The organism is Streptomyces rugosispiralis (assembly GCF_024505145.1).
GTDB classification, from domain to species: domain Bacteria; phylum Actinomycetota; class Actinomycetes; order Streptomycetales; family Streptomycetaceae; genus Streptomyces; species Streptomyces rugosispiralis.
Map to the genome: position 1 here is coordinate 34,781 of NZ_JANIAA010000004.1, position 13,147 is coordinate 47,927.

A 13,147-nucleotide genomic window follows, 5' to 3' on the forward strand; every position below is an offset into this window, starting at 1 on the left:
TCGACTCCCTGACCGGTACTGGACGAACCGGTGACGGAGGCAACCTCCACGGACCTGACCGACCCCCCAACGGCCAGGTCTCCCCCCGGCAAGAACGAGGTAATGATGGGCGAACTCGTGAACCGCATCTGGTCCCGCCCCCGTGGCGAGTGGACCCGGGTGCTGCGCAATGAACTCCCGTCCCTGGCCGACGAGGTGGTTGAGAACCTTCGGCACAGAATTCCGGGATTCGCCGAACTCCTGGAGGACTCTGAGCGAGACAAGGTCCGATGGGGAGTCGAGCAGGCTCTCCTGACGGCGCTCGACCACCGCAGGGCGGGCGAGGACGGCGCGGGCGAGCAGGCCGCCGCCTCCGGTGAGGAGGCGCTGGCCGAGGTGCCGCCCGAGCGGGCCCGGCGCGATCTGTTCGAGGCCCTCATCGGCGAGGTGGCGGTCTCCGAGCGCACCCTGGTGGAGCTCTCCCGGGCCGCCCGCTGGCCGCTTCCCGAGACGGTGCAGGCCATCGCCCTGCCCACCCCGGGCGAGGCCCCGCAGCTGGCCGCCGTGCTGGGCGACACCCTCATCGGCGCGGTCGGCGACGAGCTGTGCCTGCTGATCCCCGACCCGGACGCGGACCCGGGGCCCACCGCGGACACCGGCGCCGTCGCCGCCCAGGAGGGCGAGAAGGACCCGGAGCGGGAGGCCACCCCGGCCGAGCCCGGCACCCGGGCGGCGCTGGAGACCGCGCTGCGCGGCCGTACCGCGGCCGTGGGCCATGTGGTACCGCTCAACGACGCGTCCTCCTCGGTGCGTTGGGCCCGGCGGCTGCTGACCCTGACGCCCGCCCGCCCCGGCCCCGAGGCCCGGGTGCTCTTCGTCGACGACCATCTGTCGATGCTGCTGCTCCTGCAGGACGAGTCGCTGGTCCGGGCGCTGGCCGCCCGGTGGCTCAAGCCGCTGGTCGGGCTGACCCCCCGGCAGAGCGAGCGGCTGCAGATGACGCTGCTGGCCTGGCTGGAGGGCGGTGGCGCGCCCGAGGCGGCCAAGGCCCTCAAGGTGCATCCGCAGACCGTGCGATACCGGCTGCGCCAGATCGAGAAGCTCTTCGGGCCCGGCCTGCGGGACCCCCGAATACGCTTCGAGCTGGAGATGGCGCTGCGCGGCCGCAGGCTGATGGCGCAGATGGACCGGATACGGCGCCACGCGTCCCGGGTGAGCCGCCGGACCCGTACCGGCGCGCCCCCCGGTGTCCGGCCGCTGGGCATCGCCAGGGAGGCGCGCGTCAACGGACTCTGACCAGGACTCCGCCACCACAGGGCGAACCGCCGGCCGCGCTCACGCGGTCGGCGGTTTTCGCTGCCCCCGGCGGCCGGGAGTCCGCCGCGACCGCCGGTGCGGGGTGGTTCAGAGCCTGTGTCATATCCCCGGTCGGATCAGCGTGCGGCGTCTGGTGCGTGCGATCGCAAGGCGCAGGAGCGCCCTCGTGGCGGAGCCACTCGGGTGTTTCGGCAACGCCGCGAGCGTGCGTGCCAGGCGTCGCACGCCCGGCCGGGGATATGACACAGGCTCTCAGCCTCTCGCCCCGGCGGGCGCCGCCGTACGCGGGGCCGTGCGCATCGCGGTGTTCAGGCCGAGCAGTTCGCGGTACGCGTGGGAGCAGAAGGCACATTCGGCGAGGTGGCGCGCGAGCGCCCGGCCGCGCACCCCGCCGCGGCGCACCGAGGCGCCGAGCTGGCCGCTGTAGTGCCGGCACCGGTCGTCCCGCGCCGACTCCAGATGGGCCCGCAGATACGACTCCCGCAGCCCCTCCCGGGCCCGGAAGGCCAGCGAGGTCACCCCGCTGGGGGAGATGCCCAGCACCATGGCCACCCGGTGCGGGGGCTCCTCCTCGACAAGGGTCAGCCACAGCACGGTCTGCCAGCGCTCGGGGAGTCCCCGGAAGCTGCGGATGAGCAACCGGCGGTCCTCCCGGGCCACCAGATGCTGCTGAGGGTCGGCCGTGGACGGGTGCTGCCGCCAGGACTCGAAGTCGGCGGTGAGCAGCACCCCGCGCTCCCCGGCGCTCCACTCCATCGCCGTATGCCGCACCACGGTGAGCAGATACGGCCGCCAGGGGCCCCGCGGACCACCCCCGGCGCGAACGGCCTGGAAGGTGCGGAAGAACGCCTCGGAGGCCAGGTCCTCGGCGTCATGGGGGTCACGGCAGCAGGTCCGGGCGTAGCGAAGGGTCGCCGCGTGGTGGCGGCGGTAGAGCAGGTCGGCCGCGGCCGGACTGCTGCTCCCCGACCGGTAGCCCGCCACCAACTCCCGGGTGAGCTCCTGGTCCGATGCGTGACGGTCCGAAGCCTTACGGTCCGAAGCGTGACGGACCGGTCGGTCGGTATGTTCCGGTCCCGGGAACCCCTCGGTGTCCGGATGCTCAGCCGCCGGAGGGTCGGTGGCCGCGTCGTCGTCCGCGGCCTGGTGTAAGTGCTCGGTGACAGCGCGGCGCGCGTCGGCCTTCCGGCCGACGCGCGCCTGGTGAGTGTGGTCCATCAGCCGCACTGCTTGCCGCTGTTGATGCAGTCCACCGCCTCGTTCATCAGGTCCTCCGACATCACGTTGATGAAGTCGTCGTGGTCCGTGATGGGCTTGTGCAACTGCTCGGGGAAGCCGTCCACGGCGAACGGGGTGTTGGCCGGCACGTCGTAGGTGATGGTGTTCACCAGCTGGGGGATCGCCTTGAAGCCGTTGGGGCAGGAGCCGTCCTCGCCCGCGAACGCCACGTGGTCACGGTGGTTGGCGCTGTCGATGTTCTGGCCGTCCCAGCAGCTCTGGAAGTCGAAGGTCCGGGTGACCGAGCTGCCCTCGGGGCAGAGCGGGTACTTGTCGGTCAGCTGACGGTCCTCGAAGCCGGTGCAGCTCCAGGAGGCGTTCGCGTTCTTGTCGCCGTTGGTGAACGCCTTGGCGTCACCGGTGATGATGCGCAGGAACTTCGGCATCGCGGCGACCTTGCTCTGCGCGTTGCCCTTGAACTCGATCTTGGAGCTCTTGGGGGTCAGGATCGTGCCGACGTTGCCCTCCTGGCCGCCGCCGAGCTGGTCGGCGTCCGCCTCGTCCTTGCCGTCCTGGGCGCGGACCACGGGCCAGTAGTAGGTCGACTTGTCGTCCTGGTTCTGGCAGGAGGTGCCGCCCTGCTCGAAGCTCTGGTTGTTGGCGAAGGCGTCGTTCTTGTCGCTGCCCACGTAGTCGTGCATGTGGTGGGCGCCGTTGCCGACACCGGGCGCGACGATGACGTTGTCACTGTTGCGCAGCCCCGGGTCGCCGACTCCGCATTCGGAGCTGAAGGTGCCGGTGGAGCCGTTCCCCTGGGCCTGCGGCGGCTGCTGGACGTTCGGCTGCACCTTGGTGATGTCGACGAAGTCGTCCTGTGACGGGCCGTTGCCCGCCTGGCCGCCGCCGTTGCCGGGCACCTCGTTGGCGCCCTCGCCGCCCTGCTGGTCGCCGCCTTGCTGCTGGCCGCCTTGCTGGTCGCCGCCCTGCTGCTGGCCGCCCTGCTGCTGGCCGCCCTGCTGCTGACCGCCTTGCTGCTGGCCGCCCTGGCCCTGGCCGGCCTGGTTGGCGACCTCCTGCCACTTGCAGTTGGCCATGCCCTGCAACTGGGAATTCTTGCCGCCGCCCATGGCCGCGCCGATGTTGTTCAGCGTCTGGGAGCGGTCGTCGTTGAGCTTGGAGAGCACGGCGCCGTTCGAACCCTGCTGCTGGTTCATCCGCTGGTACGCCTTGGCCACCTGGTTGTCCAGCTCGGCCAGGTTCTTGTCGACCTTGGGCTGGGCCTTCGACGGCACGTCACGCAGTTGCTGCCCCACATCGGGGCACTGGATCGTCCCCGCCTTCGCGGCCACGGTGTTGTTCTGGTCGGAGCCGTTCTTGTCGCCGTGGGCGGACGCGTTGGCGGCGATGATCGCGGCCCCGCCGCCGCCGAGCGCCAGCGCGGCGACGATGGCGACGGTCTTGTTCGTGAACCGCCCGCGTTTGTGGGTCTGTTGCCTCATAAGATCACTTCACTTAGTCGTTAGAGGGCGTCGAAGTCGACAAGCCCGGTGTCCTCGAGGACCGTGATGTGGTCGAGAACGATGGCATTGGCCCTGGTGGCCAGAGATCTGACCATGGAGTTGCGGCTCTCGGCTCGCACCTGCGCCACAAGGTTGAACACCTTGCCGTGAGCGGCGCGCAACCGGTTTGCGAACACCCGCTCGAACTCGGCGCTGCTGCCAGCGTTGGTCATCTCATTCAGCCAGCCCTGCTGCTGCGCGTTGGGCTGACTGGGCAGCTGGATTCCGAGAGCCCGGCCGACCTCCTCGGAGCGGCGGTCGAGTTCGGTGTGCCCCTCGATGAGATGCTCACCCGCGGTCTTCACGGCATCCCGGCTGTCGCGCTCCTGGGCGAGACGCCCGGCGGGGAGCTCCCACGTTCCGGCGAGCCTGACTTTGCGGACAAAGTCCCGGTCAGTGGCCGTGAGCGGCCCGTACTGGGTGCTGACCGTCCCACCGCCGTCGTCCGTGACGCCATTGCGCGGCTGGGCCACGCTGCTCTCACCGAACAACGACACCGGAATGAGGATCGCCGCCAGGGTGACGGCGAGCGCCCCGATGATGAGTCCGGTGCCGATGGTACGGCTGGAGCCGATGGATCTGGTGAGGTTTGCTGATGGCACAGCGCCCTCCTTGGTTCGGAGTGACACCGGACGCTAGTACCTCGTGTGGCTCGGTCGTGGAGACCTCATCACTAGTGAATAAAGCCGGGACAGAGATCATTACCTGCTGGTACTCTGCGCGGCCGCTCTCCGGAGGGCGCTCACAAAGATTTTTCCCGCCGCGTTGAGCAACTCACCGGGCCCGTACGTACGGCAGGGAGAACCCGGTGCACGGCCGTGCCCGAACGCTCGGCCGGACACCGTCCCGACGACCCGGAGGCGCCCCGCCGTGGATGCGACAGCGCGGAAGACCACGCCCACCAGGCCCCGTCATCCGCTCAGAGCCGAGGCCGGATGCGGCGACTGCCGGTACTGCCCCAGTTTGCCGTCGAGGACCCGGGCATCGGGGTGGTTCAGCTCCTGGAGAATCTCCAGGGCCCGCCGCCAGTCGAGGAGGGCGGTGGCCACATCGCCCTGGGCCAACCGGGTGTCCCCCTGGTGGTGCAGGGTGTCGGCCTCCAGATACCGGTCGCTGATCTCGCGGTAGATGGCGAGCGCCCGGCCGTATGAGGTGAGGGCCTGCTCATACCGTCCGAGGTGGTGGTACGCGTACCCCAGGCTGTCCAGCGCGGCGGCCTCGCCGGACGCGTCGCCGATCCGCCGGTGCAGTTCGACGGCCTCCCGGCAGCGGGCCAGGGCGTGTTCGTACTCACCGAGCAGGATATGGGTCCAGCCGATCTCGTTGAGCACGCTGGCCTGTCCGCTGATGTGGCCCAGGGCGACATAGTGGCCGAGCGCCGACCGGTAGTGGGCCAGCGCCTCCTGGTGGCGGCCCTGACAGTTGGCCAGGAAGGCCAGGGCGCGCAGGGTGCGGGCCTGCCCACCCCGCTCGCCGAGGTCCGTGAACAGCTCCAGCGCCCGCTCCAAATGGCCGTACGCCTCCTCGTACCGGCCCAGTCGTCCCTCGGCGAAGCCCAGGGTGCGGTGGCTGTGCGCCTGACCGAGCCGATCCGACAGGGCTCGGGCCGCCCCCAGCGCGGTGCGCTGGATGGCGGTCTGCTCCTGCCAGTGGCCGAGCCGGTCCAGGAAGAGTTCCAGGGTCACGGCCAACTGCCAGGCGTGGGTGGGGAATCCGTGGTCGCGGGCGTGCTCGACGACCGACAGCAGTACCCGCCGCTCGGCCGAGAGCCATGCCTCGGCGCGCTCCTGGCCGCCGAGGTGCTCGGGCGCCGCGTCGGGCCGGGCCGTGGACACGGGCAGCGGTTCGGTCCGGTGGGGGGCGAGCCGCGTGGCGGCGGTACGCGCGGTGTGCAGATAGTGGTCGAACATCCGGTGCCGGGCGTCCTGGCGGATCCCCTCCGCCTCATGGTCCTGGACCAGCTCCATGGCGTACGCCCGCAGCAGATCGTGGAAGGTGTAGCGGCCCGGGTCGTGCTCCACCAGCAGATGGGCGCGGGTGAGCGCGGCCAGCAGGGCCCGGGTGACCCGGAGCGGCAGCCCGGCCAGGCTCGCGGCCGCCGCGGTGGAGACCTCGGGCCCGGGATGCAGGGCGAGCAGCCGGAACAGCCGGGCGGCCTCCGGCTCCAGCGCCCGGTAGGACCAGGAGAAGACGCTCCGCGCGTCGGTGCTCGGATCGGCGCCCGCGAACGCGTCGAGGTTGCCCTGGCTCTCGCGCAACTCCGCGGCGACAGAAGAAAGGGGAAAGGAGGGACGGGTCGCGGCGCGGGCGGCCACCACCGCCAGCGCGAGCGGCAGCCGCCCGCACAGCCGGATGATCGTCGCCACCGCCTGCGGCTCCGCGGCGACCCGGTCCGTGCCCAGCCGCCGGACGAGCGCCTCATGGGACTCGGCCGGGGACAGCGGCCCCAGAGTAAGAGGACGGGCCCCCTCGCTCGCTATCAGACCGTGCAGCTGATTGCGGCTGGTGACGATGGTCAGACAGCCGGGGGAGCCGGGCAGCAGCGGTCGTACGTGCTGGGAGTCCACCACATTGTCCAGCAGGACCAGCATCCGCCGCCCCGCCAGCAGACTGCGGTACAGCGCGGTCTTGGCGTCCAGACCCGTGGGCACCCGGCTCGGCGGAATCCCCAGCGCGTGGAGGAATCCGCGCAGCGCCTCGTTCGGCGACATCATCGAACCGGTCGGATCGAAGCCGCGCAGATTGGCGTAGAGCTGTCCGTCCGGGAACCGGTGGGCGATCCGGTGCGCCCAGTGCACGGCGAGCGCGGTCTTGCCGATCCCGGCCATCCCGTCGATGGCGCTGATCACCAGCGGGGCCGGTGAGGCGACCCCGGCGCCCTCGGGCAGCAGGGCGTGGATACCGGCGAGTTCGCTGTGGCGCCCGCTGAACGCGGGCAGATCGGGCGGCAGTTGCGCCGGGCGGACCGCCGGGGCGGGCGGCGTCGCCGGAGGGGTGGGCTGGACCGGCTCGGCGGGGACCGGGGTGGACCGGGGCACCACCTCGCGGTGGGCGGCGCGCAACTCCGGGCCGGGTGTCACGCCGAGCTGGTCCGCCAGCCGGTTCCGCGCGGTGGAGAAGACCTCCAGCGCCTCGGCCCGGCGTCCGGTGGTGGCGAGCACCCGGATCAGCTGGGCTTGCAGGGTCTCGTCCAGCGTGTGGTGGGCGGCGAGCTGCTGCAGCACGATGGGCAGTTGCTCCGGGACCTCGGAGGCCAGCGCGGTGATGGCGGCCTCCTTGGCGATGGCCAGAAGTTCACGGTCGACACCGGAGAAGACGGGATGGGTCTGGATGTCGGAGGGGACTCCGGTGGCGGTCGGCCCCTGCCACAGGGCGAGCGCCTGGGCGAACAGCTCGGCCGCCCGCTCCGGCGCCCCCTCGGCGGCGGTGTGCCGGGCCGATTCGGTCAAGCGCCGGAAGCGCAGCAGATCCAGCGCGTCCGTGTCGGCGTTCAGCCGGTAGCCGCCGGAACTGCGCACCAGCCGGCTGCCCTCCGCCCGCGCCGCCAGGCCCGGTTCCAGCAGCCGGCGCACCGAGCCCACATGGCGGTGCACCACATTCACCGCGGTGCTCGGCGGATCCTGCACCCAGAGGACATCGACGATCTCGCTGAGCGCCACCGGCTGCCCCGCCCGCACCAGCAACAGCGCCAGCAGCGCTCGCTGTTTGGGCGGGCCCAGCTCCAGTTCGGCGTCCGCACGCCACGCCCTGACCGGGCCTAACACCGTAAATCGCACAACTAGGGATCTTAGTCCAGCCCGTTTCGGGCACCGTGCTCTTCCGGCCGCGTTGTGACGTCAGACTTTCGTCACTCAATCGGCGTCCCCCTTCTTCTACGCTCCCGCCATCGACACATTCGCCTCGGGGGGAACGGGACGATGGACATCAACGCGGCGGCCGTCATGACCGACGCCGACACTTTCTTAACGACGCTGTACCGGCGCCACGGCTCGGCGCTGCTCCGGCTGGCGGCCCGGCTGCTGGGCGGGGACTGGCACCGGGCCCAGGACATCGTGCAGGAGGTGGCGATCCGGGCCTGGCAGCGGCCGATGGACGTCGGCCCCATGGACGCCACCGCCCGCCACCGGCTGTTCACGGTGGTCAGTGATCTGGTCGGCGATCTGGCCGGCGACGTCCACCGGGACCAGGTGGAGCCGAGGATCGAGACGGCCGGTGAGGCGGACCTGGCGCTGCCGGCCACACCGGACGCGGTCGATCAGACGCTCACCGCCCGGGTGGTGTGGGACGCCCTGGCGGACCTGGCGCCCCCGCAGCGCGAGGTGCTGCTGCATCTGCACTATCTGGACCGCAGTGTGAGCCAGGCGGCCCGGGCGCTCGGGGTGCCCACCGGAACGGTCAAGTCGCGGACGTACTACGCGACTCGGGCGCTGCGGACGGCCCTGCGGGCGCGGGGGATCACCGACTGCTGACCGTCCCCGACCACTCGCCGACTGCTTTCTGATCGAATGATCGCTACTATGGCGGTGTTTCGATATGAAGACGAAAGCCGATCGCGTCGGAGGTGGGGAACATGCGGGAGCCGGCGGAGAAGCGGCAGGCACGGATCGCGGCCCTTGTGGAGGCCCGGGGCAGCGCCCGGATCACCGATCTCGCGGATGAGCTGGCGGTGTCCGTCGTCACCGTGCGGCGTGACGTGGAGGAGCTGGCCCAGCGCGGGGAGGTGCGCCGCGGCCACGGGGTGGCGCGCTCGCTGCGGCCTATGCCTACGGAGTCCACCGCCACCGGCGACACCATCGGCATGGTGGTCCCGGAGCGCAACACGTACCTCACCGAGGCCGTCCAGGCGGCGCGCGAGGCCGCCGAGAAGGCCGGGCTGCGGCTCGCGCTGCATATCGCTGCGGATGAGCGCGGGACCGAGCGCGCGGTGCGCCAGGCACTGGACGCGGGCGCGCGGGGGCTGCTGCTCGCCCCGCGCTGGCGTACCGAGGCGGAGGCCCGGGCGGACCACGCCTGGCTCGCCGACCTGGAGGTTCCGGTGGTGCTGGTGGAGCGCAGGCCCCATCGGGGCAGCGCGATCTACGGGGTGGACTGTGTGCGCTCGGACCACGGCTACGGGGTCCATCTGGCGCTGGAGCACCTGATCTCGCTGGGGCACCGGCGCATCGTGCTGGCGGCGCGCGACGACAGCCCCACCGCGCGGGTGGTCCGGTCGGAGTTCGCCGCGCAGACCGTCGCCCGCGGCATCAGCGAGGGGTGCCCGGTGATGCTCAGCTCGCGCACCGCGGGGCCCGACCCCAGCCCGCGCGACGAGCGGGAGGCCGACCTGGCCGCCGCGGTGCGCCGGGCCGGGGCCACCGCCGCCCTGATCCACGGTGACATGGACGCGCTGGTGCTGGTCCAGCGGCTGCGCGAGGCGGGCATCGAGGTGCCGCGCGACTGCTCGGTGGTCGCCTACAACGATGTGGTCGCCGACATGGGGCAGATCGCGCTGACGGCGGTGGCCCCGCCCAAGGGGGAGGTCGGGCAGGCGGCGCTGGAGCTGCTGACCCGCCAGCTGGAGCGGACCCGGGCCGGGCGGTGGGCCGGCGCCCCCCGCCATCTGGAGCTGCTGCCGCACCTGGTGGTCCGGGATTCCACCGCTCCGCTCGGCTGAGCGTTTGACCGATTTAGTTTCTACTGTTCGATGTATTGACGGAAATTCAGTCAAGCGCTCAGGATTCCCTCTGACTCCACCGTTGAATCAGGGGAGGGTCCATGCCTGGCCATAGACGCCCAGGACGCCCGATGCCCGGACACCGGGCGACGGCGGGCACCACCGCACTGCTCACGCTGCTCGTCCTCGTCCTGGCGGGCTGCTCCACCAGCCGCGGGTCCGACACCACCGGTGACGGCCCCGTGCGCCTCACCTTCTGGTCGGCGCTGCGCGGCAGTCAGGAGGTCGTCGACGAGTTCAACCGCACCCACACCGACATCAAGGTGGACTTCCAGCAGGTCCCCTCCGGCGAGCAGGGCGGCTGGGCCAAGCTCAGCAACGCCGCCCGCGCGACCAACGCCCCCGATGTCGCCACCGTCGAATACCCCCAGCTGCCCAGCTTCACCATCGACGGCGTACCCCGGGACATCACCAAGCTGCTGCCCGACTCGGTGCGCCGCAAGATCCTGCCGCAGGCGCTGGATCTCACCACCTTCGACGGGCGCACCTACGCCGTACCGGTGGACATCGAGCCGATGGTCTTCCTGTACCGCAAGGACATCTTCACCAAGAACCACATCCCGGTCCCCAAGACCTGGGCGGAGTTCGAGAGTTCGGCCCGCGAGCTCAAGAAGGCCCAGCCCCGGTCCCGGATCGCCAGCCTCTTCACCACCGGCGGCACCCTCTACATGGCCGGGTACGCCTGGCAGGCCGGGGCCCAGTGGTACCAGACCTCGAACGACACCTGGCGCGTCTCCATGGACGACGCCCCCACCCGCAAGGTCGCCGGCTACTGGCAGCGGCTGATGGACGACGACCTGGTGCGCGTCGAACCCGGCTCCAGCCAGCAGTGGCGGGCCCATCTGCGCAGCGGTGAGACGGCCGGATATCTGGCGGGCGCCTGGGCCGCGGGCTCGATGATGGCGTCCACCCCCGATGGCAAGGGCAAATGGGCCATCGCGCCGATGCCGCAGTGGGACCCGGCGAAGCCCAAGGTGAGCACGCAGGGTGGCTCGACCTTCATGGTCACCAAGGACAGCAAGCACCCCAAGGAGGCCATGGAGTTCATCTCCTGGATGGTGACCAGCCCCGACGCCCTGCGCGCCAAGCTCGCCAGCGGTGTCAGCAGCGCCTTCCCGTCCGTGCCCGGCCTGGTCCCGGTCGCCCGCAAGGAGATGGACACCAGCTACTACTCCGGACAGGACATCTTCGGCCTCTTCGGGAAGCAGGCCGAGATGATCACCTCCACCTGGAAGTGGGGACCGCGGATGGTCTCGACCACCACCTCCGGCGACGACGGGCTCGCCAGGGCCGGAGCCGGCAGCGGCACCGTCCTGGAGGCCCTGCGCGAAGCCCAGAGCAGAACCATGCCCGACCTGAAGAGCCTCGGCCTGTCGGTCACCACCGACTGAGCCCGCCCCGCCACCTCGTACACACCTTCGAAAGCCGCACTCACCACGCCTGAGCCGAGGTACTCCGTGAGCACAGTCACGTCCTCAAGACGGACGGCGCCGCCACAGGCGGCCGCCGCCGACCCGCCCCGCAGAACCGGACGGCGCCAGCAGCGGATCGCCGCCACCGTCCTGCTGACCCCCTTCACGGCACTGCTCATCGCCGTGTTCCTCGTCCCCGTCGGCTACGCCATCTACCTCAGCCTCTTCGGCGAGGACCACAGCGGGCTCGGCTTCGGCGGCGGGGAGACCGTCTTCACCGGACTGCGCAGCTATCTGGCGGTGCTGCAGGACCCCAGCTTCCTCTCCGGGTTCGGCACCATCGCCCTCTACTGCGTGATCTTCGTTCCCACCGTGGTCGTCAGCGCCCTCGCGCTCGCCCTGCTGCTCGACTCGGGCCTCATCCGGCTGCGGCGGACCTCGCAGATGCTGCTCTATCTGCCGCACGCCGTCCCCGGCATCATCGCGGCCGTCATCTGGCTGTACCTCTACACCCCGGGGCTCAGCCCGGTGATCAAGCTCTTCGCACAGGCCGACATCACCATCGACTTCCTCGGCCTGCACACCGTGCTCCCGTCGATCGTCAACATCGCCCTGTGGAGCGGCCTCGGCTACAACATGATCATCTTCTACGCGGCGCTCCAGGCACTGCCGCGCGAGGTGATCGAGGCCGCGACCATCGACGGCGCCGGCGGCATCCGCACCGCGCTCCAGGTCAAGGTGCCCATCATCAGGGGCTCCGTGGTGATGGTGTGCATGTTCTCGCTGATCGGCGCGCTGCAGCTGTTCACCGAGCCCATGCTGATGAACCAGGCCACCCCGATGGTCAACTCCCGCTTCACCCCGAACATGTACATCTACGACGCGGCCTTCCGCCGCAACAACTACGGACTCGCCTCCGCGGCCTCCGTCATCCTCCTGATCGTCACTTGCGTCCTGTCGTACGCCGTGACGCGCTGGTCGGGCCGCCGGGAACGGAGAGCGTGATGACCACGACCACACCCACCACCCCCGTGCGCCCCTCCCCGGGACCGTCCAGGCCGCTCGGCAAGCCCTTCGGCGGCTCCAAGCTGACCAGCCGCGGCATCGCCAACGCCGTGGTCCTGATCGCCGCCCTCTACACCATGCTGCCCGCGCTGTGGCTGGTGCTGGCGTCCACCAAGAACGCCGACGCCCTCTTCGGCAGCGACATCCTCTCGCTCGGCGACTTCTCCTTCGCCCGCAACCTCTCCGACCTGTTCTCCATGGACGGCGGGCTCTACGGCGAGTGGTACGTCAACAGCCTGCTGTACGCGGTCGTCGGGGCCCTGGTCGGCTCGCTCATCAGCGTCGCCGCGGGCTACGCCTTCGACAAGTACGAGTTCCGGCACAAGGAGAAGTTCTTCGGGCTGGTCCTCACCGGCGTCATGGTGCCGCCGACCGTGCTGGCCCTTCCGCTCTATCTGGTGGCCTCCGAGCTAGGGGTGGTCAACACCTTCTGGTCGGTCTTCATCCCGGTGCTCTTCAACCCCTTCGGCGTCTATCTGGCTCGCCTGCTCAGCAGCGGCTATGTGCCCAACGAGGTGCTGGAGGCATCCCGGGTCGACGGCGCGGGGGAGCTGCAGACCTATGTGCGGGTCAGCCTGCGGATGCTCGGGCCCGGGTTCGTGACCGTCTTCCTCTTCCAGCTCACGGCCATCTGGAACAACTTCTTCCTTCCGATGGTGATGCTCTCCGACCAGCACCTTTATCCGCTCAGCCTCGGCCTCTACACCTGGAACAGCGCCGCCACCGTCTCGCCCGAGTACTACCCCCTCGTGGTCATCGGCTCACTGCTCGCCGTCGTGCCGCTGATCGTGGCGTTCGTCATGTTGCAGCGCTACTGGAAGTCCGGACTGACCGCAGGGAGCGTCAAGTGACCGCAACCCACCTCTCCGCCCACCGCCGCCCCC

The 13,147-nt window shown here is 70.6% G+C and carries 10 protein-coding genes; 6 read left to right on the forward strand and 4 right to left on the reverse strand.

Going from position 1 to position 13,147, the window contains the following annotated elements; translation table 11 throughout:
* Nucleotides 1-102 precede the first annotated feature (102 nt).
* Complete coding sequence (locus NP777_RS08895) at nucleotides 103-1,275, forward strand: PucR family transcriptional regulator (protein WP_391858478.1); 1,173 nt, start codon at nucleotides 103-105, stop codon at nucleotides 1,273-1,275.
* A gap of 273 nt (nucleotides 1,276-1,548) precedes the next feature.
* On the opposite strand, the gene NP777_RS08900 is transcribed toward NP777_RS08895, so the two are convergent.
* The 4 genes from NP777_RS08900 to NP777_RS08915 form a co-directional block, all read right to left on the reverse strand.
* Complete coding sequence (locus tag NP777_RS08900) at nucleotides 1,549-2,514, reverse strand: RNA polymerase sigma factor (protein ID WP_256649542.1); 966 nt, start codon at nucleotides 2,512-2,514, stop codon at nucleotides 1,549-1,551.
* Complete coding sequence (locus tag NP777_RS08905; RefSeq protein WP_256649543.1) at nucleotides 2,514-4,013, reverse strand: DUF1996 domain-containing protein; 1,500 nt, start codon at nucleotides 4,011-4,013, stop codon at nucleotides 2,514-2,516. The genes NP777_RS08900 and NP777_RS08905 overlap by 1 nt, the downstream gene beginning before the upstream one ends.
* Before the next feature lie 20 nt (nucleotides 4,014-4,033).
* Nucleotides 4,034-4,675 carry a DUF4142 domain-containing protein gene (locus tag NP777_RS08910; protein WP_256649544.1) on the reverse strand — a complete coding sequence of 214 codons (642 nt, stop codon included), beginning with the start codon at nucleotides 4,673-4,675 and terminating at the stop codon, nucleotides 4,034-4,036.
* Between the two features lie 309 nt (nucleotides 4,676-4,984).
* Nucleotides 4,985-7,849: an AfsR/SARP family transcriptional regulator gene (locus NP777_RS08915; protein ID WP_256649545.1), complete on the reverse strand. Its 2,865-nt coding sequence runs from the start codon at nucleotides 7,847-7,849 to the stop codon at nucleotides 4,985-4,987.
* A 141-nt stretch (nucleotides 7,850-7,990) separates the two neighbouring features.
* Here NP777_RS08915 and NP777_RS08920 point away from each other — a divergent pair, with 141 nt between their 5' ends.
* The 5 genes from NP777_RS08920 (at nucleotide 7,991) to NP777_RS08940 (ending at nucleotide 13,114) form a co-directional block, all read left to right on the forward strand.
* The gene (locus NP777_RS08920) at nucleotides 7,991-8,542 is read left to right on the forward strand and encodes a sigma-70 family RNA polymerase sigma factor (protein ID WP_256649546.1); all 552 of its coding nucleotides are present in this window, start codon (nucleotides 7,991-7,993) and stop codon (nucleotides 8,540-8,542) included.
* 101 nt (nucleotides 8,543-8,643) lie between these two features.
* On the forward strand, nucleotides 8,644-9,726 hold the full coding sequence (locus NP777_RS08925) for a LacI family DNA-binding transcriptional regulator (protein WP_256649547.1): 1,083 nt from the start codon (nucleotides 8,644-8,646) through the stop codon (nucleotides 9,724-9,726).
* A gap of 131 nt (nucleotides 9,727-9,857) precedes the next feature.
* Entirely contained in the window at nucleotides 9,858-11,177 is a 1,320-nt protein-coding gene (locus NP777_RS08930) for an ABC transporter substrate-binding protein (RefSeq protein ID WP_256649548.1), read from the forward strand.
* A 66-nt stretch (nucleotides 11,178-11,243) separates the two neighbouring features.
* Nucleotides 11,244-12,203, forward strand: coding sequence for a carbohydrate ABC transporter permease (locus tag NP777_RS08935; protein ID WP_256649549.1), 960 nt, complete (start codon nucleotides 11,244-11,246; stop codon nucleotides 12,201-12,203).
* A complete protein-coding gene (locus NP777_RS08940; protein ID WP_256649550.1) occupies nucleotides 12,203-13,114 on the forward strand; it encodes a carbohydrate ABC transporter permease in 912 nt (303 codons plus the stop codon). The genes NP777_RS08935 and NP777_RS08940 overlap by 1 nt, the downstream gene beginning before the upstream one ends.
* The last annotated feature ends 33 nt before the right edge of the window (nucleotides 13,115-13,147 follow it).